Below are 20343 nucleotides of genomic sequence, written 5' to 3'. Positions count from 1 at the left end.
TTGGGTTTTAATGAGTACATACTCAAAGTCTTTATTTTATTCTTACTCTTAATCAAATAGAACCAAAAATAAAATGAGAGCCGGATTCTATCCGGCTCGAGAAAAATAGTTATGAATACAACGCCATTCCGACAAGTCCAGCCATGGCAATAACATACGCCGGATGTGTCCCTCTTTTCACTAGCGAATAAAGAGACACGATAAAAATTCCCGTTAAGCTCGCGGTATGCATATTCACTTCCGCTGCCATGCCGGTTGATAGCGCAAATTTTACGGCCGCAAAAAGAATAAGTGCAATGACAACAGGGCGCAAACCGTAAAAAATAGATTTCATGACACGGCTGTGATTCAAACGGTTAAAAAAAGAGGCAACAATTAACACAAAAACAAGTGATGGAAGAACCATCGCAAAAGCTGATATTGCGGCTCCCTTCCACCCTTCCATTTGAAAGCCGGTGAAGACAGCAGTATTTGTTGCGATCGGTCCAGGTGACATGCCGGCAATCGCTACAATGTCCGTGAATTTCTGTGTGTTCATCCAGCCTTGCCGGACAACTTCCGCTTCGATGACCGGAATGATCGCATAGCCGCCGCCAAACGAAACGAGACCTGTAAGAAAAAAGGTTTTGAATAGAAGCCAGAGCATTAAATATCCGCCCCCATAAAATAATCAAGCTGCTTTTCATGGTCATCGATAGCTGTTTTCATGCCAAGCCGGTCTTTCAAGCCGATCAGCAAAACACCTGAAATACCGCCTATTATAATCACAAGAATGGGATGCATATGTAAAAAAAGCAGCAGACTAAAAGCCACAGCCGCAGCAGCAAATGTTGTTTTATCGACAACCGCGCTTTTGCGCATTTTCCATGCCGCAAACACAATCAGGGCTACCACAGCCGGACGAATGCCTTCAAACGCCGCCTCCACTTTCGGATGCCCGCTAAAAAATACATAAAAAAGGCTGAGAGCAACGACAATAAAAAAAGTCGGAATTATCACGCCAATCGTTGCGGCAATCGCACCGGAGATACCTGCGATCCGGTGGCCGATAAAAGTCGCTGCGTTAATAGCAATCGCGCCTGGAATAGCCCCGGCCAGCGCAAACAAGTCGGTCACTTCTTCTTCGTCAAGCCAGCGCTTTCCCTCCACGATTTCCCTCTGAATAACTGGAATCATCGCGTATCCGCCGCCAAACGTAATCGGTGATAATTTAAAAAAGGTTAAAAATATAGAGAATACTAACTTCATAGTGATCACCTCTCTTTTAATTTTACCACCGGACATTTTCAAATTCCCGGTTTTCTTCCTTTTTGTTAGGGAAAAGGGAAAGCAAACTCATTATGAGAAGAAAGGACTGGTTGGATGGCAGAAATGATTTATGGCAATACACCTTGTTTTTTAGGGGCGAAAAATTTAGTGAATAAGGATCGTTTGGATGAAGTTGACGCTGTCGTTTATGGTGTACCGTGGGAAGGCGCCGTGACGTGGGGCGATTACACGGGGTGTGAACTTGGTCCAAAGGTAATGCGCTTAAGTTCAGGACGCTATAGCGGTTATTTGCCGGAGCTTGACCATATAGATGTATTTGAACATGTAAAGCTTGGCGATATTGGCGACGTCGATGTCGTACCGGCAGATGTAGAAGAGACGATGAGCCGGATTACCAATTTTACCGATCCTCTTTGGAAAAGCGGTAAATTTTTAATTGGGCTTGGCGGCGATCACGGTGTGACTTTTCCGATCGTAAAATCGTTAACGAACCAAGGGAAAAAAGTCGGCATCATTCATTTGGATGCACACTACGACAACCTGCCGTCTCATGAAGGAGACCCTTATGCACGCTGCAGCCCGTTTATGCGGTTGTATGATCAGGAAGGGGTTCGGAATGAAAGCATTATTCATGCTGGAATTCACGGCCCGCGCAACAAGCCGGAAAGCGGCCGGAACGCACGCGACGCTGGTGCAGTGACAGTGACCATCAACGATATCCGGGAACACCAGGACTTAAAAGCACTAGGCCGTAAACTGCATGAAATGGCTTCAAAAGACGTTGATTGCGTTTATTTAAGCATTTGCAGTGATGTGCTCGATTACGCGTTTAATCCAGGGGGTCCGGTTGACGGAAATGGCCTTACTTCATATGAATTATTAACGCTTGTACATGAAATCGCAAAGCAGGGCATTATCGGCATGGACTTTGTGGAAGTGTATCCGCAGCAGGATCCATCGCAGTTTTCCGCTCATTTGTCATCAACGATTATCTTGTACGTGCTCGCCGGACACATTTTAAACCAAAACAATTAAGAGAGGACTGATTCGCTTTTGGCGAAAACATTCAGAGACCGCCTTAAATTTATTGGACCGGGCGCAATTGTCACCGCCTCTTTTATCGGGCCTGGAACTGTGACAACCGCCACACGCGCAGGTGCTTCGTTCGGATATGCGGTTTTATGGGCTGTGGTTTTTTCGATTTTAGCTACGATGATTTTGCAGGAAATGACCGCCCGCCTCGGCATTATTACACAATCCAGCCTTGGCGACGCAATCCGCGAGCAGTTTGCAAATCCGATTTTAAAATACGGTTCGATGTGGCTTGTCCTTATTTCCATCACCGTTGGCTGTTCCGCATATATAGCGGGTGACTTGCTCGGCACGTCACTTGGCATTTCAACGTTGACCGGTATTCCCGACAATGTGCTCGGTCCGACTGTCGGCATCATTATTTTACTTCTCGGGCTGACCGGCAGCTATAAAACAATTGAAAAAGTGATGATTTTCCTCATTGTGATTATGAGTATCACTTTTATTACGACAATGGTGATCGCAAAGCCGGACATTGGAGAAATGGTTAAAGGAGCATTCATTCCAGCCATTCCAGCCGGCTCTATCATTACGATTGTCGCACTTATTGGGACAACCGTTGTTCCCTATAATCTATTTATCCATTCCTCGACTGTACAAGAACGTTGGAACAAACCGTCCGACTTGAAAGAATCTCGCTGGGATATTATTTTATCCATCGGAGTAGGCGGATTGATTACAGCGGCAATTTTGATTACATCCGCGACAATGATTCGGGGAATTGAAGTGGAAAGTGTAGCGGAGCTGTCATTGCAGCTTGAACCGATTCTTGGCAGCTGGGCAAAAGTGTTTATCAGTATCGGCTTGTTTGCGGCTGGCCTTTCTTCTGCGATTGCGTCGCCGCTCGGTGCGGCTATTACAGTCGCCAGCGTGCTAAAATGGCAAAACGGGATGAAGGATCGCCGGTTTAGGGTTGTTTTTACAGCAGTAATGGTCATCGGTATTGTTTCTTCAGCCATCGGTTTTGAACCGCTTGATGTGCTTCTGTTTGCGCAGGCATTAAACGGCATTTTGCTTCCGTTTATTTCAATTATGCTGCTGATCATTATGAATAATAAGCGGCGTCTTGGTGAATACACGAATTCATTAAAAGCTAATATTTTCGGCGGGCTGGTCGCGCTTATTTGCACCGGACTGGGTCTTTATAGCTTAATAGACGCAATCCGCACTTTTACCAGTATATAATAGGTCATCGCGCAATACTTTAAAAAGGCTGTCCCACAAATTCAGGAGTGCCTGATTTATGGGACAGCCTCTTTTTTATTTTAATTTCACTGTTAACACAGGTGTTTCTCCCGCTACGGCCGGAACATTTTCATGCTTATCCATATGCTCAACAATCTCACCATTTGAAATAATCATCGGCGTGATGATGCTGGCTGCTTTTTCACGAACGAGTTCAAGGCTGTATGTAAGCAATACATCGCCTTTTTTCACATGGTCACCTTCTGAAACATGCACATCAAACCCTTCACCTTTCATATTCACAGTATCAAGACCAACGTGAAGTAAAATTTCAAGGCCGCCTGCCGCTTCAAGACCGATTGCATGCTTTGTTGGAAAAACATTCAGCACTTTCGCATCAGCTGGTGCAACGACTTTTCCTTCTGATGGATTAATCGCTATGCCATCCCCCATCATCTTTTGTGAAAAAACTGGGTCGGGTACATCTGTTAAGCCAACTACGTCACCTGTCATTGGCGACACAAACACTACTTCAGAGACATTTTGTTTAGAACCGCTCTCTTTTTTACCACCAAACAGCTTATTTAAAAATCCCATGAATAATCCACTCCTTTTTTCTTTTTATTCCCTAAAGTTAACTTTTTAAAAACGCTTTTATTTCTTCGATAGAAGGCATGGAAGCAGCTGTACCTATTTTCGTTACTGAAAGCGCCGCAACGGCCTGTCCGAACTGAACGGCTTCTTCGACTGGCATACCGCTGCTGACTGCATGAGCAAATCCGCCGTTAAACGCATCTCCCGCTCCTGTCGTATCCACTGCTTTTACCGAAAACCCTTCAATGAATTTCCCACGACTGGTGCCATCCGATACATATACTCCCTTTTCCCCGAGTGTGATGATGACAACCCTTACCCCTTTTTCATGCAAAAAGTTCGCTGCTTTTTGTGCAGACGATTCGTCCACTACATCGACGCCAGTCAATCCCCGGGCTTCTGTTTCATTCGGCGTCGCATATGTAACGTGCTGCAGCCAATCAGAAGGGAATGGCAAATACGGTGCCGGGTTCAGCAGCACCGGTACACGATGAATAGAAGCCTGCTCAATTGCCGCTTTAATTGCTTCTAAGCTGATTTCAAGCTGGATGAGCAAAATATCTGCCTTTTTGATCGCGGTTTCAGCCTCTATCACATCTAAGCGTTTCATCGTTCCACACGCGCCCGGCGCAATGACAATATTGTTTTCCCCGCGATCGTCTACCGCAATAAGTGCCGTCCCTGTCGCGTCCGTTTCACTTCTTTTGATAAACTGCACATTGAACCCTTCCCGTTCAAAGTGCCTCATCGCTTCCTCACCAAAAACATCAAGGCCAATTTTTGTTACAAACGTAACATCTGACCCGCTTCTTGCCGCGGCTGTAGCCTGATTGCCACCTTTACCGCCGGGTCCCATTTGGAAAGGGCCGCCCAAAACAGTTTCGCCCGGCACGGGCAAATGCGGCGTACGGCTCATCAAATCCACCACGTAGCTTCCAATAACTGTTACCTGCCCCATTTTGTTCACCTCATATGCTAAGCATAAAAGAAAAAGGCCTCGAATGCCAACGAAAGGCAGATGAGACCATTTTTTTATGCTGGACGCCCATTGTGAAACGCTTTCATTTTTTGGAGAAAGAAATTTTCCTGTTCAAGCCGCTTTCCTTCTATAAATTCATCTCGGGCAATTTCTTTCACGGACGTAACACCATTATGCTTTACACCCGGCATATCTGCCGCCTCTTCCATAACCACCACTGGTGTATAGTTTGCTTCTGTTACCAAATAACGCGCCACACTAATTTCCTTCCGCTTACCTACATGACCATATCGTAAAACCACCTTCCAATATTTCCACCCCATATCAATCCCTCCGATTTTATATATTATGTACTATTTACCCCTTTTAGCCTAAAAAAAACAGATTTTAGCGAAGGGACATAATGTGCTTAAAAGAATCTTCATTGTAAAAATCGGTAAAAATAAGTGAAATAGACCCATATAGTAAAAAAGAAATGAATTGAACCAATGCTGAACCACTTTCGTGACCTTTCATCCATTGTCCACACTCTTGACCAGCATTTTTCCATTTTAATTACAGAGACTAATGGCACCATTCTATACATTAATGATAAATCTTGCGAACTTTCAAAATACGAACGTGCAGAAGTGAGTGGACAAAAACATTCAATGTTTAATTCTGGCATGTTTCTAAGATGGGGTTTCCAAATAACTTAAAAGAATCATACCTTTTAAAAAATGTCGTTTCCGGGAAAATGTTTATTTGTGTATCACGTTATTTTGCACAAGGCTTAGCAGGGGAACAAGTGAGTTTTGAATTAAACTGGTTTGGCTTGACACTTCTCGTTTACTTGTCTCCACTGATTGAAAACGGAGAGGTAACAGAAGTGGCCGCCACCGCTTTTGACATTACGGAACGAAAAGAAGCGGAAAGACAAATAGAGAAAATGACACATTATGATAATTTAACGGGGCTTGCCAATCGGCGGCTGTTTCAGAAAAAGCTTTTGAATGAACTGAACCGTGCTTTTGAAAAAACGAATCGTTCGCGATTATGTTTCTGGATTTAGACCGATTTAAAAATGTTAATGATACGCTTGGCTATAACAACGATGACATATTATTAATGAAAGCAGCGGACCGGCTTCTGAAAACGCTTCGTCAGACCGATACCGCCGCAAGACTTGGCGGCGATGAATATGCCATTTTACTTCCGTCCATTACACGCAAGGCCACCGGACTGACCGCTAAACAAATCTGTGAAGATGTAAATCATTTTTTTCTTATTGAAAACCTTGATATTTTTATTAGTACAAGTGTTGGCAGCAGGATGTATCCCGACGACGGCGCTGACATAGAAACGTTAATACGTAATGCCGATGCCGCCATGTACTTAGCCAAAGAAAGCGGTAAAAAAAATTACCAGTTTTTCACGATCGACTTACACCGTGATATGAGTGACAAAATAATGCTGGAGAGGGAAATGCACCGCCCCGTTAAGGAGAGCCTTTTCATCTCGTTTACCAGCCTCAAATCAATATGGCATCCAATAAAATGATTGGTGTTGACACACTACTTCGATGGAATCATCCAAAAACCGGCTTCATTTCTCCAGCTGAATTTATTCCACTGGCAGAAGAAACGGGCTTAATTATTCCAATTGGTACATGAGTACTTGAATCTGCCTGTGCTCAAAATAAAGCATGGCAGGAAGCGGGATTGCCATCGATCTGTGTAAGTGTGAATGTGTCGCTTCGGTAATTTATGCAGATCAATTTCGTTGAGCAAGTCGAGCGGATCCTTGATCAGACCGGCCTTGCACCCCAATGGCTTGAGATCGAAATTACCGAAAGCATGACAGCGGACGTATCCCATGCGCAACAAGTATTGAGTCGTCTGCGCGACCTTGGCATCCACGTCAGTGTTGATGATTTCGGTACCGGCTACAGCTCGCTAAGTTACTTAAGCCAATTTCCAATCATAAAGTTAAAAATTGACCAATCTTTCATTCGCGATTTGACCCAAAATTGGAAAGCGATCATCAAAACGATCATTGACCTCGCCCGGAATTTAAATTTGAATGTGATTGCAGAAGGTACAGAGTCAAAAGAACAAGCACGTCTTTTGATGGAGATGAACTGCACGGTAGCACAAGGCTATTTATACGCCAAACCACTCTCTCCCGTGGAAATTGAAAAAAGGCTGTCCATATAAATTCGGACAGCCTCGTTTTATTTTGCCTGTGCCATACGCTCAATCGCATTATTCACTGTATACCATTCATTATCCGCACTATAGCCATTCGTTTGGCCAGCTACTTGGTCACGTGAAAAATAGTAAAGCGGATATCCTTTATAAGTAGACTGCTTTTCTCCCGTATCCGGTCTTGTAATGACCCCGAAATCAGACTTACTGAACCCTTCCGGCACATCACTCGATCCAAGGTAAAACGGCGGCCATTCTTCCAGACAATGATTTGTGCAGGCAGAGACTCCTTTTTTATCATTTCTGTAATAATAAAGCGTCATGCCAGCTGAATCAGCTAGATACTGTCCTGTTTCCTCTTTTCTCATGACCCGCAACGGCTCAGAGGGATTTTGGACTGCCTCTCTTGGTTCGTTGATTGGCGCCGACATATTTTCTGGTGCTTCATCTGCCATACACCCCGAAAGCAAAACTACGGCAACAATCCATTTCTTCATATTATCCATCCCCCTTTTAAGAAAAGCACCAGGCAGCTTATCGACGGCAAGCGTAAGAAGAGCAAAGACTAAAAGCGCAGCGTCCTTCTGCCACGTCCTGTGGCATTCGCCCGGCTAGATGTTACAATGCCTTTGTGAGTCACTTCCTGTAAGCACTCGATCCGATGACACCTGAAGCTGAACATCATTTAAAAGAAGGATGCCCCGAAACAGAAAATTTATTCAATGTTTCACGTGAAACGTTTTTCATAATTTGAATAATTTATCCACTGTTTACAATTGGAAATATAAGGGCGTAAACGTTTTAATAAATACTTTTTAATCAAAATCATTTGTTGTCTCGGTGTTTCTTCTATCTGTTTCACTGTCGCCGTTTACACGGTCTTCCTTTTGTCGAGTGAGGACGCGCTTTTTTACTGGATGATGACTTCCTTTTTATGCGCGGTACTCTTTCTCATTATCGAGCATTCTGGCCATCCGCGCTACATTAAAGCGTGGTTTCAGAGTGTAGATAAAATCAGAAAGCAGGCATGTGTCAATAGCCTGTGGTTTTGTTCAATATAAACGGCACATACTCTTCATCTTGTTTCACGTGAAACGCTGGAAATGAATGATCAGGCAGTGAAATCCAGCTAATAACGCATTGAATATTATTAAGTTCCAGCAGCGGCAGATCCTCTTCATTCCGAATAAGCACTGCTTTCGGGTGCATTTCCTTTTTATATCCCTCTACAAATATAAAGTCAATTGGAAAAAAATCGTATAAATGAATAATCTCATCTAGCGTCCAGGTCTGTTGCTGCATGTTTAATTGAAGAATACCGTCTCCTTCTACGCCCGCCACAATTGCGCCTGCCTGCTGATGGCGGGTGCTGTCTTTAAAATCCGGCACACCCCCGTGGCCGTGATGTTTAATCGTCGCTGTACGCATACCCCGTTCCGTCGCAGCGCGGATTAACTTTTCCATTAACGTTGTTTTTCCACTATTTTGATACCCTACAACTTGAAATACTTTTTTCATCTGAGCTACCTCCACGTTATAATGACAGCAGGAGTGATAAATATGAAAACAGCCGGTATTGTGCTTGCCGGCGGCCAATCCTCACGCTACGGCCGCCCCAAAATGTTTGAAATATACAATGGGAAGCCTTTTTATGTATACAGTGTTCACGCTCTTGCCGAAAATAAACTGGAACCTGTCATTATCTCAACTAATTCCCTTCTTGCAGATGGATTTGACAAGACTGAAGTCGATCTCATTGTCGAAAAAGACACCCATAACGGTCCTCTTTTTGCGATTCATCATGTTATGAAACAATATGATGAGCCCGAATGGTTTTTTGTGCTTTCTGCGGATATTCCGTTTGTGACAAGCGCATTTGTTCATCGGCTGCTTCAACACCGCCATTCTGATTATAACGCGATTGTACCGGTCCATGGAGAGAAATTACAGCCGCTGCTTGCTCTTTATCACCGTCGTTGTCTGCCGGTAATGGACACAGTGTTGCAGGAAAATAAACGCAGCTTAATGGCTCTTCTGAAAAATACAAAATTCAAAACGATACCTTTTGATGAAGAAGAACGTTTTTTTATTAATATTAACAGTGAGAATGATTTTAAGGAATATAAAGGGTTAAAATAAAAAGCAATCCTATATGGATTGCTTTTTTCTAAGATATCAGAGGAGTGATTGAAACAGCACATACTTTAAATCCCGGCATTTTGCAGGACGGATCCAGTTCCTCGCTTGTCAGCTTATTAATATTTTGAATGCCATCCCAATGCATTGGTACAAAAACGGTATCTTCCCGAATCGAAGCGGTTAGCTTGCTCCGTACAATAATTTCACCACGCCGGGAGTGAACTTTGACAAGCGTGTCATCTTGAATGCGCAGGCTCCGCGCTGTTTTTGGATGGATTTCCACAAACGATTCAAATTGACGCGCTTCAAGCGTCGGACTTTTATGTGTCTGTACGCCTGTTAAGTAGTGACCGAGAACTCGTCCTGTTGTTAAATGGAGAGGATATCGCCCTCCTGCCTGTTCTTTCGGAAAATGGTTTGGTACAGGAATCATTTCGGCTTTGCCATCAGCACGTGGAAACGAGGTTTCAAACAATCGTTTTTCACCTGGATGATCAAGTGACGGACATGGCCAGTAAACGCCTTCTTCCTTCCGAAGCCGGTCATACGTGATGCCGTAGTAATCGGCAATGCCTCCGCGGCTGGCTATCCGAAGTTCTTCGAAAACCGCTTCTGCACTTGTATACGGAAAGAAAGACTCTTTTCCTAGAGAGGCCGCAAGATCCGACAACACTTCCCAGTCCTGTTTCACAATACCCGGTGCAGGACGAGCTGCTTCCCGAAGTAAAACGCGCCCTTCTAAATTTGTCAATGTGCCCGTATTTTCTAAATACGAAGCGGTTGGCAAAATAATATCCGCCAGTTGTGCTGTTTCTGAAAAGTGCATATCAGCTGTCACAAAAAAGTCGAGCTTCCGAATACCTTCTTCAACAAAATTGGCATTGGGGTTTGACACAATTGGATTTGATCCCATTAAGAACAGGGCCCGGATTTCCTGTGAATGTACTTTTTCCATCATTTCATAGGCAGAGACTCCTTTTCCCGGAAGCTCTCCATGGTTAACGCCCCATACTTTAGCAATATAAGCACGGTGCTCGTCATTTTCAATGGAACGGTAGCCCGGCAGCTGATCAGCTTTTTGCCCGTGCTCACGTCCGCCCTGTCCATTCGCCTGGCCGGTTACAGCACCATAGCCGCTTCCGGGTTTACCGATCTTTCCTGTTGCAAGTAAAATGTTGATGAAATTTCGGACGGCCATAGAGCCGTCGGTTTGCTGCTCCACACCACGGGCCGTTAAAATCATACCTGAAGCGGCTTCGCCGAACCGGCGGCCTGCTTCTTCAATTTCTTCTTTCGGAACACCTGTAATCAACGAAATCTCCGTTAAATCAATTGCATCTATATGCGCTTTTACTTCATCGAATCCGGTTGTGCGATTCTCTAAAAAGGATTCATCCGCATAACCGCCATCCAAAATGACCTTCAGCAGGCCGTTTGCGAGTGCCGCATCCATTCCAGGCTTTACCTTCAAATGAAGATCAGCCATTTCGGCTGTCGCCGTATAGCGTGGATCAATCACAATGATGAATGCACCGTTTTCTTTGGCATCTGTAAAATAAGGCATCAACGTCGGCTGGCATTCCGCAATATTCGTTCCTGCTAAAATAAGACAGTCGGACTCTCTTACTTCAGCTAGAGCATTGGTCAATCCTCTGTCAACGCCAAACGCTTTATTACCTGCTGTTGCCGCGGCCGACATACAAAAACGTCCGTTGTAATCAATGTATTTTGTCCCGAGTGCCACGCGTGCAAATTTCCCAAGTGCATAGGACGTTTCATTCGTCAGTGAACCACCGCCGTAGACACCTATGGCATCACGGCCAAACGTACTTTGCAGCTCGTTAAACTTTTCTGCGATCCGCTCATACGCTTCATCCCATGAGATAGGGACAAATTGTCCGTTTTTTTTCATAAGCGGCTCTGTAATTCTTTCTCCACTTAGCGCATGCTGGTACGCATTCATGCCTTTAATGCAAAGACGGCCTTCGGAAGCCGAATTTTTTCTAGGTTCAACTTCATATGTTTTTATGCCAGATTCATTTTTCTCCGTAATTGTCATTTTGCATTGAACACTGCAAAATGGACACTGCGATTCCATTACTAAACTCATTTTCTCACCTGCTTAAAAGGCGGCGGCTGCCTGTTTATTTTTCAATCCTGCATCCAATCCTTTTCTTCTTAACACTTCTTCACGAATATGTGTAATACCAAAGCGGCTCAGCCATTTTTCGACTGATTCACCATAAAAAGCGGAATCACGGTAGTATGAAATCATGGCTACGGTCATTCGAATCGCTTCTTCTTCTTTCATAAAGGAATACAGACGCTCACCGGCTGCATATAACTCCCAGCCCCCCGGAGCCCCCATCAAACCGACATCTGCCTGAAGCGATTTGGCATCATCTTGAAGTCCAGACGAAACCGCCACGGCCAAGCGAGCTGGGAAAACAAACGATTCTAGCTTTTCCTCCATTTGTTTCCCAAGGCTAAGTGAGTCTTGGAATGAATTGTCAGAATATTTAATACCCGCGCAAGTGCCTACAGCACGAAGTTCTTCTCCGTAAAGAGGCAGTGATATGGAAAGCTCTGTCCGCACAGCGGCAATGTCACTTTCTTTAATGCCGTACAATTCCATTCGCGGCCCATCTGCCAGCTTGACGAGTGGAATATCATATTTTTCTACTGCATTGGCAATGCTTCTGAGCTGTTCAGCACCTGTGATACCGCCATATAGACGGGGAGCAGTCATATATGTGCCGTCGGGCTGCTGCTCTTCTTTCGTATCCGGCAGATGGCGGCTGTGGAGTCCCATGTAATAGTTTAAAGCGGGGCGGCACGTTTCACAGCCAGCTTCCGTCTTCCAAGCCAGGCGCTCCATGATTTGTTCCTTTGATTCATTTGGAAAAAGCTGAACAGTTTCAATCACGTCCATATGATCTGCCTCTGTACATGCACAAATGGTTTCTTTTTCATTGCCGGTATCTGCTCCGTTCCGCTGGATATAGTCTAGAATATCCGTGACAACTGGACGGCACCCCCCGCATGAACTTGAGGCTTTTGTGCATGCTTTAATGTCATCAACGCTCTCCAGTCCCTGCTCGCAAATCGCTCCAACGATCGTTCCTTTTGACACACCATTGCACGCACAGACGATATCATAGTCCGCCATTGACGCAATCAGCTCATCTTTATTTCCAGAGCCGCTCGTCATTTCTTTTTCTAAAACTGAATAGCCGGTGTTTTTTTGAATCATGCCAAGCAGCCTGGTCCCTTCTGTAATGTCGCCGAATAACACGGCACCCGCTACCTTTTGATCTCGAATGACGATTTTTTTGTATGTGTTTTTCATCCCATCAAACCACTGCAGCGACTGGGTTTCATCACTATCCAGAAATTCTCCCGATGAGAATACATCGACGCCAGATACTTTCAGCTGAGTGGACAAAACGGAGCCTTGATAACCAGGATGTTCCTGGCCGCATAAAGCGGCAGCAAGTGCTTTTCCCTGTTCATACAGCGGAGCGACGAGACCGTACACGAGGCCGCGGTGCTCAGCACATTCCCCGACTGCATATACATTCGCCACATTTGTCCGCATGTAGTCATCTACTACAATGGCACGGTTCGTTTCAATGTCCGTACCAGCAGCCACTTCTATGTTCGGCCGGACACCGACAGCCATTACAATTAAATCTGCTTCACGCCAGCTGCCATCAGAAAATCGAAGTCCTTTCACCCGTTTGTGACCGGTTATTTCCGCTGAATTTTTTTGAAGCAGAAAATTCATCCCCTGTGCTTCCAATTCTTTTTGGAGCATCCCGGCAGCCATCGGGTCAAGCTGACGGTCCATTATATGGTCTCCAATGTGAACAACATCGACCTGCATTCCCAGGTTTAAAAGGCCACGCGCCGCTTCCAGTCCAAGCAATCCACCGCCGATGACGATTGCTTTTTTATATTTTTTGGAGGTTTCGACCATTTTCTCACAGTCATAAATATCACGGAATGCAGTGACGCCTTCTTTTTTTGCACCTGGAAGCGGAAGCATAAACGGAAGTGATCCTGTTGCGATAATGATGTCATCATATGGAACGATTCGTTCTTTTGACGTGATCACATAGTTTTGTTCTGTATTAATTTGAATAACCGGTTCACCTGTATATAAAGTGATATGATTTGCTTCGTACCACGACCAGTCATTCAGCGTGATGCTTTCCACTGTCGTGTCACCTTGAAGTACTTTAGACAGCAATATCCGATTATAATTCGGATGAGGCTCTTTTCCGAATATCGTAATCTCGAATTTATCCGGATGAATGTTTAATATTTCTTCAACCGCACGCACACCTGCCATTCCATTTCCAATTACAACCAATTTTTTCTTGCTCATCTGCAAGGACCCTCCTTTCCTTTACTCCGCTTTGAAGGCTGGGTTCCAATAAGCTGCATTTCCTGTAAACGAATCATGTAATGATTTCGCTGATTCCCTGCACGCATCTCCGTTCGTTAGTAACGTCAACATAAAAGTGAAAATAGTCATCTCCAGCACTCCTTTAAATTTCATGTCAGCTTACGTAACACAATATAGGAGGTTTTTTCGAAAGTCAATCAGATTTTTTTGAGTTTTTTAAATAATCCGTCAGGTTTTCTAACAAGTATATTGAAAGTATCTTTTAACCCTCCTACACTTACATTAAGCAACATAACCACTTAACGATGCGAAGGAGAGGAATAAATGAAATTATCAAGCTTGAGAAAGAGCGGTCATGCGCCATCACTGTTTGCGTCATTTCTGTATTTTGATATCAGCTTTATGATCTGGGTGTTACTTGGAGCACTCGGTGTCTACATTACAGAAGACTTCGGTCTAACTCCTTCTCAAAAGGGAATGATCGTCGCCATTCCTATTTTGGCCGGTTCGTTCTTCCGTATCGTTTTAGGGATCTTGACAGACCGCATTGGCCCGCGTCAAACCGCGATCGGCGGCATGCTTGTGACAATGATCCCGCTGCTTTGGGGATTTTTCTTCGGTCAAAACGTTAATGAACTTTACTTTATCGGTATTCTACTTGGTGTGGCAGGAGCCAGCTTTTCCGTAGCTTTGCCAATGGCAAGCCGCTGGTATCCGCCAGAAATGCAAGGCATCGCGATGGGGATCGCCGGAGCTGGGAACAGCGGTACTGTACTTGCGACTCTTTTCGGACCGCGCCTTGCTGAAGTAGTAGGATGGAATGGTGTGATGGGGATTGCGGCAATTCCGCTTGTGCTTGTTTTTATTACGTACATTCTCATTGCTAAAAACCCACCAAACCAGCCGGCACCGCAGCCACTAGTCAACTACTTTAAAGTATTCAAGCAAAGAGATACATGGTTTTTCTGTCTGCTGTACAGTGTTACATTTGGCGGCTTTGTTGGACTGACAAGCTTTTTGAGTATTTTCTTTGTAGACCAGTATGGATTGTCGAAAGTGCGTGCAGGAGATTTTCTTACTCTTTGTGTTATCGCTGGAAGCTTGTTCCGCCCAGTTGGCGGCATGATCGCGGATAAAATTGGCGGAGCAAAACTGTTAAATGTTCTTTTTGTAGCAGTTGCTATTTTCATGTTTGGCGTTAGCACCCTTCCATCATTGCCAATTGTTGTTACACTGCTGTTCCTTGGTATGATGGCTCTTGGAATGGGTAATGGCGCGGTATTCCAGCTTGTTCCACAGCGTTTCCAGAAAGAAATCGGAATGGTAACAGGTGTTGTTGGTGCGGCTGGCGGTGTTGGAGGATTCTTCCTTCCAAACATTTTAGGTACATTAAAGCAAATCACGGGCACGTATGCTTCTGGTTTTATGGTATTCGCAGCAATCGGACTTGCTGCTTTATTGATCTTGACCGTTGCGCAAATTTCATGGCGCAAAGCATATGCATTAAAAGAAGAATCGGCTTAAGATAAGCAGAGAGCGCCTGGAGATAGGCCTTATTGAAACATATACATTTTCCAAAGCTGGCTGGTCCGACGTTTATGTCGGATCGGCCGGTTTTTTGTTTTGAAAAAGAACGGTATGGTCAAAGATATACATATAATATATGAAAGGATTTGATCTTTATGGATAAACGATCAATTTAAACTGGACTTAAAAATAGAAAGGTCACCTTGCTGGACGGCATTTCTGTTCCGGCGATCGGACAAGGGATTTGGTACATTGGTGATGCCCCCTCTAAAAAAGAAGCTGAAGTTCGTGCATTAAGACTTGACGTGGATCTCAGGATGACACTTATTGATACGGCAGAAGTGTACGGCGAAGGAAAAGCCGAACAGGTTGTGGGTGAAGCACTGCAAGGGATTCGTGATGATGTCTTTTTAGTTTCAAAAGTATACCCGCATAACGCCAGCTTAGAACGAATTATTTCATCTCACGAAAAAAGCTTACAGCGTCTCGGAACCGATCACCTGGACTTATATCTTTTGCATTGGCGGGGCCGTGTTCCGCTTGCAGAAACTATTGAAAGAATGGAAAAGTTAATAAAAGACGAAAAGATCTTACGCTGGGGGTCTCCAATTTTGATACTGCTGACATGGAGGAACTGTTGAATACACCAGGCGGTGACCACTGTTCTACGAAGCAAGTTCTCTACCATCTTGGTTCAAGAGGCATTGAGGTTGACTTGCTTCCGTGGCAAAAACAGCAAAAGATGCCATTGATGGCGTACAGCCCTCTCGCTCAGGGAGGTTCGCTTCGAAAAGAATTAATGAGCGATCCTGCCCTAAAAGAAATAGCCAAAACACATAATGTGGAGCCTCTTCAAATCGCCCTTGCATGGACTATTCGTTCGGGGAATGTCATTGCCATTCCGAAAGCAGTCCAGGAAAAACACGTAACCGCTAATGCAGAAGTGGCCGATATTGAGCTGACAAACGAGGATTCAAGCAGGCTTGATGCTATTTTTCCAGCGCCGGTGCGGAAAATGCCTCTTGATATTATTTAAGTTTATTTGACCCATTGGATGTTTGTCCGTTGCGGAAAGGGCTGGAAATGCATTTACTGCTTATAAAGAAACGTGGAGGTGATAAAAATGCATCGTCGTCATGTCCGTCCGATTGTCTGCCCACCGAAATGCGTAGTAAAAGATACGTATACAACACGTGAAGTACCGGTTATTCACCCGGTTATTACCATTAACCGTCAGCATATTGTGAACGTACCGCGCCACATCTATCAGCCAATTACAAGAAATGAAGTCGTGGATCCCGGCTATCCAAGAAATTGCTGTGGTCCTCGCCGTTATTGAAGAAATAAATCCCGCCCTGTTTTAATAACAGGCCGGGATTTATTATGAGTGAATGCTTCGCATGAAACAAAAAGATTTATTTTGCCCGCTTCAGGACGGCTCCGCAATTGTTCCGGTAAAAGCAGACTGATAAATTGCCCGGATATCTTCTTCTTTTAATGGCAGCGGGCTTCTGGCGAGAATCCGTTTTTGCTGAGCGCCGTCTTTTGTCAAGCTTTCAAGAGCGGATTCAGGGATGTCAAACCCGCCTAATGTAGATGGGATACCGACATCTTTAACGATTCTCTCAAGCTCTTCGACACATTTGTAAGACGCTTCTTCTTCTGACAAAAAGGCTGAATTCCCGCCGAGAGCGTCGAGAATATCCGCCATTTTCACTTGACAGCTTTTACGAATATAACCCATGACGTATGGAAGCAACACGGCATTTGATTCACCGTGTGAAATGTGAAATTGGCCGCCAATCGGATATGCAAGCGCGTGAACGCCGGCAACACCCGCATTAAAGAATGCAAGGCCAGCAATGTAGCTGCCGTTGCTCATATCGGTACGAGCCTGCTGATCCCCACCGTCTTTCACCGCTTTGCGAAGTGACCGCCCGATTAAACGGATCGCCTGCAACGCCAGGGCGTCAGTGACCGGACTGGCATTAACAGAAATGTACGCTTCTACCGCATGCGTCAGCGCATCAATTCCGGTGGCTGCTGTCACTTTCTCCGGCACTGAAACGGTCAGTTCTGGATCGACAATAGCGGCATCTGCAAGCAAATAATCATGTGTCACAACATCTTTCGTCGTTTCCAGTGACAGAACAGAAATATTCGTTACTTCTGATCCGGTGCCCGCTGTTGTCGGAATTAATATTTTAGGTAATCCTTTTTCCGTCAGCTGCTTTGTTCCGGATAAATTTAAATAGTCTTTAACGGACCCTTCATGCACACTTAAAACAGCAGCAAGCTTGGCCAGGTCAAGCGCGCTTCCTCCTCCAACTCCAATGACGAGGTCAAACCCGCCTTCCCGTGTAAACGAAACGAGCTTTTCACCCGTTGCAAGAGGCGGCTCTGGTACCACATCCGTGTAAACAGTCACGTTGTATCCTTTCGCTTCAAGCGGATCAGTCACTTGTTTCGTCAGTCCAATTTTTTCAAGCATTGGATCGGTAATCACTAATAGATTCTTCGGTGCATATTTTTCGACTTCCGGCACGAGCTGTGAAAGCGATCCCCACCCGGTATAGCTTAATGGCGCAAAAACAATTTTAGCAGTGCTCATTGTTCGCTCTCCTTTCTTTTATTCGTAGTATCCTTCTGTTGATTTTCGGAATGTTTTAAACTGATCCGGATCATGCCCGAACCAAACCTGTGAGTTCGTTTCCTGCGCAAGGCGCCGGATTTTTTCGACGCTGTTGGCGTAGCCAAGTGAGTCGTAAATAATGCCAGGCGGCTTAATTGGCGGTCCGAAGCTTTCTGCTGTGTAAATGGCGTCAGAAGCAAGAATAATGCCGCCTGTTTCCGGCATATTGATGTGCAGTCCGATCATTCCCCATGCATGACCGCTTCCGAAGTTCAATACTTTAATGCCTTCCGCAAGCTCCAGGTTATCCTCCCCGCGCTTAACTGTCCGCCATTGCAGATTATTTTTAATCCATGCGTCAATATCGCTCCAAATATAAGCCCCTTCTTTTTGATTACGTGCATACGACTGAAGCGTGCCGTTCAATTCATCTTCGTGGACGATAATCGTTGCATTGGTAAATAGTTCCAAGCAACCGGCGTGATCAAGGTGAAGGTGAGATGCCACAACATATTTAATGTCTTCCGGCCGGACGTTTAATTCTTCCAGGCGGTTGTGCAAATAGCATTCTTCACTCATCGAAATCGGGAACATTTTCTGCGTAGTTTCGGTCCATCTTCCTTCAGGCCCCATCGAGTTCGGATTGCACGCTGTATCAAACAAAATTTTGCCCGCCGGATGATCAATCAGCACTGTGTAAACAGGAAATTCCACAAATTCAGTTGGTGCATTCGGGTTATCAATTGTTGCTGGATTATGCATCGCAATCATCCAGTTTTTATCCATTTGCATCCGCCCATTGTCCATCACATACAGTTTCGGGTTCGGCTTAATAATGTTGCACATACTCTTTTTCCCCCTTTAAAATGTTGTTTTAATCGTGACAAATTTTAGTTCTGTCATTTCCTGCACGGCATATTTAATTCCCTCGCGGCCGTAGCCGCTGTCTTTCACGCCGCCGTATGGCATATGATCAAGGCGGAATGTCGGAATATCATTAATGATAACGCCGCCTGATTCGAATTTTCGCGCTGCATGCATAGCATTCATTATGTTTTGCGTATAAATGGCGACGTTCAATCCGTAAACAGAACGGTTCACCAGATCAATGGCCTCATCCAATTCATCGTATTTAACAATCGATACGACCGGCGCAAATGTTTCCTGGCAGGAGACCGCCATTTGTTCGGTCACATTAAGCAGCACCGTCGGTTCAAACATCCCTTCTTTTACTGATCCGCCAAGTCCGATAGACGCTCCTTGTTCTACCGCTTCTTCTACCCACGATGAAATTCTATCGGTTTCCCGCTCGCTGATCATGGTGCTTACATCAGTCGTTTCATCCAGTGGGTCGCCTGTTTTTAAAGTTTTTGCCCGTTCAATAAACCGCTCGCAAAATTCATCATAAATGGCTGAATGAACATAAATTCGCTGCAATGAAATGCAGACTTGTCCGGCGAATGCAAAGGCACCTTCTACGCAGCGTGGGATTATTTTTTCAAGCGGTACATCCGGTTCGACAATTAATCCTGAGTTTGAACCGAGCTCCAGTGTCACTTTTCGCAAGCCTGCTTGTTTTTTTATGATTTTTCCTACTGCTGCACTTCCAGTAAAGGTCACTTTTTTCACAAAAGGATCAGTAACGAGCGCCTCGCTTAGCTCTTTTCCGCTGCCGGTGATCACTTGAAGTGCCCCGTCCGGCAGTCCGGCCTGCTGAAATAGATCAGCCATAAAATATGCACTTAACGGCGTTTGCTCGGCAGGCTTTAACACAACCGTGTTTCCCGCCGCAAATGCCGGGCCCAGCTTATGAGCGACCAAATTGAATGGAAAGTTAAACGGGCTGATCGCGGTAACGACGCCTAATGGTTCACGCCATGTAAAGCCGATCCGGTTTTCACCACCAGGTGCTGCATCCATCGGAATCGTTTCCCCATAAATGCGTTTTGCTTCTTCTGCCGCAAACTGATATGTGACAATTGTCCGATCCACCTCGCCCCTTGCCGTCCGAATTGGCTTGCCCGCTTCAAGCGCAATGATTCGTGCCGCTTCTTCTTTCCGTTCGCTTAACAACTGTGCAACACGACTTAAGATCGCCGACCGCTCATGGGCAGGCATTTCTTTCATTTTTTCATAGGCAGAATGGGCGCCGGCAATGGCTTCTTTTACATCATTTTCATCCGCCATTGCAATCTCAGCCAGTGCATCCTGATTGTACGGTGAATAAAGTGTATATGTTCGATTTATCTGCTTTTCCTTCCCATTTATATATAAATTCTTTGTTTGCATTTGATCCCTCCTCGATTTTTATAATGCAAGAGGTGTGCCA

At 44.9% G+C, this 20343-nt stretch carries 19 protein-coding genes and 3 pseudogenes; 9 read left to right on the top strand and 13 right to left on the bottom strand.

Features of this window, described 5'->3' with window-relative positions:
- Positions 1 to 109: 109 nt before the first annotated feature.
- Positions 110 to 646 carry a chromate transporter gene (locus BA724_RS02410; protein ID WP_069937094.1) on the bottom strand — a complete coding sequence of 179 codons (537 nt, stop codon included), beginning with the start codon at positions 644 to 646 and terminating at the stop codon, positions 110 to 112.
- A complete protein-coding gene (locus BA724_RS02405) occupies positions 646 to 1248 on the bottom strand; it encodes a chromate transporter (RefSeq protein WP_069937093.1) in 603 nt (200 codons plus the stop codon). Before BA724_RS02405 ends, BA724_RS02410 begins: the two co-directional genes overlap by 1 nt.
- A gap of 114 nt (positions 1249 to 1362) precedes the next feature.
- On the opposite strand from BA724_RS02405, the gene BA724_RS02400 reads away from it, so the two are divergent.
- Together BA724_RS02400 and BA724_RS02395 are read left to right on the top strand one after the other, a co-directional pair.
- Positions 1363 to 2304 carry an agmatinase family protein gene (locus tag BA724_RS02400; RefSeq protein ID WP_069937092.1) on the top strand — a complete coding sequence of 314 codons (942 nt, stop codon included), beginning with the start codon at positions 1363 to 1365 and terminating at the stop codon, positions 2302 to 2304.
- 18 nt (positions 2305 to 2322) lie between these two features.
- Positions 2323 to 3546, top strand: coding sequence for an Nramp family divalent metal transporter (locus BA724_RS02395; RefSeq protein WP_069937091.1), 1224 nt, complete (start codon positions 2323 to 2325; stop codon positions 3544 to 3546).
- A gap of 75 nt (positions 3547 to 3621) precedes the next feature.
- Here BA724_RS02395 and BA724_RS02390 read toward each other — a convergent pair whose 3' ends face one another.
- From BA724_RS02390 to BA724_RS02380, 3 genes are all read right to left on the bottom strand, one after another.
- Complete coding sequence (locus tag BA724_RS02390) at positions 3622 to 4143, bottom strand: PTS sugar transporter subunit IIA (protein WP_069937090.1); 522 nt, start codon at positions 4141 to 4143, stop codon at positions 3622 to 3624.
- A gap of 37 nt (positions 4144 to 4180) precedes the next feature.
- Positions 4181 to 5098, bottom strand: a complete 918-nt coding sequence (gene rbsK, locus BA724_RS02385; protein ID WP_069937089.1) for a ribokinase — start codon at positions 5096 to 5098, stop codon at positions 4181 to 4183.
- Between the two features lie 74 nt (positions 5099 to 5172).
- Positions 5173 to 5442 carry a hypothetical protein gene (locus tag BA724_RS02380; protein WP_069937088.1) on the bottom strand — a complete coding sequence of 90 codons (270 nt, stop codon included), beginning with the start codon at positions 5440 to 5442 and terminating at the stop codon, positions 5173 to 5175.
- Between the two features lie 165 nt (positions 5443 to 5607).
- Between BA724_RS02380 and BA724_RS19180 the strand changes: the two genes are divergently transcribed.
- The 3 genes and pseudogenes from BA724_RS19180 (at position 5608) to BA724_RS02365 (ending at position 7314) form a co-directional block, all read left to right on the top strand.
- On the top strand, positions 5608 to 5817 hold the full coding sequence (locus tag BA724_RS19180) for a PAS domain-containing protein (protein ID WP_141719850.1): 210 nt from the start codon (positions 5608 to 5610) through the stop codon (positions 5815 to 5817).
- A pseudogene (locus BA724_RS19175) lies at positions 5796 to 6658 on the top strand (diguanylate cyclase domain-containing protein). Before BA724_RS19180 ends, BA724_RS19175 begins: the two are co-directional and overlap by 22 nt.
- Positions 6640 to 7314 (top strand): annotated as a pseudogene (locus tag BA724_RS02365) (putative bifunctional diguanylate cyclase/phosphodiesterase). Before BA724_RS19175 ends, BA724_RS02365 begins: the two co-directional pseudogenes overlap by 19 nt.
- Positions 7315 to 7331: 17 nt before the next feature.
- Here BA724_RS02365 and BA724_RS02360 read toward each other — a convergent pair.
- Together BA724_RS02360 and mobB are read right to left on the bottom strand one after the other, a co-directional pair.
- A complete protein-coding gene (locus tag BA724_RS02360) occupies positions 7332 to 7802 on the bottom strand; it encodes a COG4315 family predicted lipoprotein (protein WP_069937084.1) in 471 nt (156 codons plus the stop codon).
- 535 nt (positions 7803 to 8337) lie between these two features.
- On the bottom strand, positions 8338 to 8823 hold the full coding sequence (gene mobB / locus BA724_RS02355; protein ID WP_069937083.1) for a molybdopterin-guanine dinucleotide biosynthesis protein B: 486 nt from the start codon (positions 8821 to 8823) through the stop codon (positions 8338 to 8340).
- 42 nt (positions 8824 to 8865) lie between these two features.
- Here mobB and mobA point away from each other — a divergent pair, with 42 nt between their 5' ends.
- Positions 8866 to 9444 (top strand): molybdenum cofactor guanylyltransferase, encoded by a 579-nt coding sequence (gene mobA / locus BA724_RS02350; RefSeq protein WP_069937082.1) that lies wholly within the window; start codon positions 8866 to 8868, stop codon positions 9442 to 9444.
- Positions 9445 to 9472: 28 nt separating this feature from the next.
- On the opposite strand, the gene nasC is transcribed toward mobA, so the two are convergent.
- The 3 genes from nasC to BA724_RS18970 are packed head-to-tail and all read right to left on the bottom strand — an operon-like array spanning position 9473 to position 13984.
- Positions 9473 to 11554, bottom strand: coding sequence for an assimilatory nitrate reductase catalytic subunit NasC (gene nasC, locus BA724_RS02345; protein ID WP_069937081.1), 2082 nt, complete (start codon positions 11552 to 11554; stop codon positions 9473 to 9475).
- Between the two features lie 12 nt (positions 11555 to 11566).
- Entirely contained in the window at positions 11567 to 13834 is a 2268-nt protein-coding gene (gene nirB / locus BA724_RS02340; RefSeq protein WP_069937080.1) for a nitrite reductase large subunit NirB, read from the bottom strand.
- A 21-nt stretch (positions 13835 to 13855) separates the two neighbouring features.
- Complete coding sequence (locus tag BA724_RS18970) at positions 13856 to 13984, bottom strand: hypothetical protein (protein WP_281181981.1); 129 nt, start codon at positions 13982 to 13984, stop codon at positions 13856 to 13858.
- Between the two features lie 195 nt (positions 13985 to 14179).
- On the opposite strand from BA724_RS18970, the gene BA724_RS02335 reads away from it, so the two are divergent.
- From BA724_RS02335 to BA724_RS02325, 3 genes and pseudogenes are all read left to right on the top strand, one after another.
- Positions 14180 to 15379 (top strand): nitrate/nitrite transporter, encoded by a 1200-nt coding sequence (locus tag BA724_RS02335; protein ID WP_069937079.1) that lies wholly within the window; start codon positions 14180 to 14182, stop codon positions 15377 to 15379.
- Between the two features lie 206 nt (positions 15380 to 15585).
- Positions 15586 to 16418 (top strand): annotated as a pseudogene (locus BA724_RS02330) (aldo/keto reductase).
- A gap of 87 nt (positions 16419 to 16505) precedes the next feature.
- The gene (locus BA724_RS02325; RefSeq protein WP_069937078.1) at positions 16506 to 16721 is read left to right on the top strand and encodes a hypothetical protein; all 216 of its coding nucleotides are present in this window, start codon (positions 16506 to 16508) and stop codon (positions 16719 to 16721) included.
- 90 nt (positions 16722 to 16811) lie between these two features.
- On the opposite strand, the gene BA724_RS02320 is transcribed toward BA724_RS02325, so the two are convergent.
- The 3 genes from BA724_RS02320 to BA724_RS02310 are packed head-to-tail and all read right to left on the bottom strand — an operon-like array spanning position 16812 to position 20303.
- Positions 16812 to 17993 carry an iron-containing alcohol dehydrogenase gene (locus BA724_RS02320; RefSeq protein WP_069937077.1) on the bottom strand — a complete coding sequence of 394 codons (1182 nt, stop codon included), beginning with the start codon at positions 17991 to 17993 and terminating at the stop codon, positions 16812 to 16814.
- An 18-nt stretch (positions 17994 to 18011) separates the two neighbouring features.
- Positions 18012 to 18860, bottom strand: a complete 849-nt coding sequence (ahlS, locus tag BA724_RS02315; RefSeq protein WP_046180046.1) for an AhlS family quorum-quenching N-acyl homoserine lactonase — start codon at positions 18858 to 18860, stop codon at positions 18012 to 18014.
- Between the two features lie 15 nt (positions 18861 to 18875).
- A complete protein-coding gene (locus BA724_RS02310; RefSeq protein ID WP_069937076.1) occupies positions 18876 to 20303 on the bottom strand; it encodes an aldehyde dehydrogenase family protein in 1428 nt (475 codons plus the stop codon).
- Positions 20304 to 20343 lie beyond the last annotated feature (40 nt).

It is taken from the genome of Domibacillus iocasae (genome assembly GCF_001750285.1).
Taxonomy (GTDB): Bacteria; Bacillota; Bacilli; order Bacillales; family Domibacillaceae; genus Domibacillus; species Domibacillus iocasae.
Note: the sequence above shows the minus strand (reverse complement) of the source record. Positions and strands in the feature narration are given on the sequence as shown.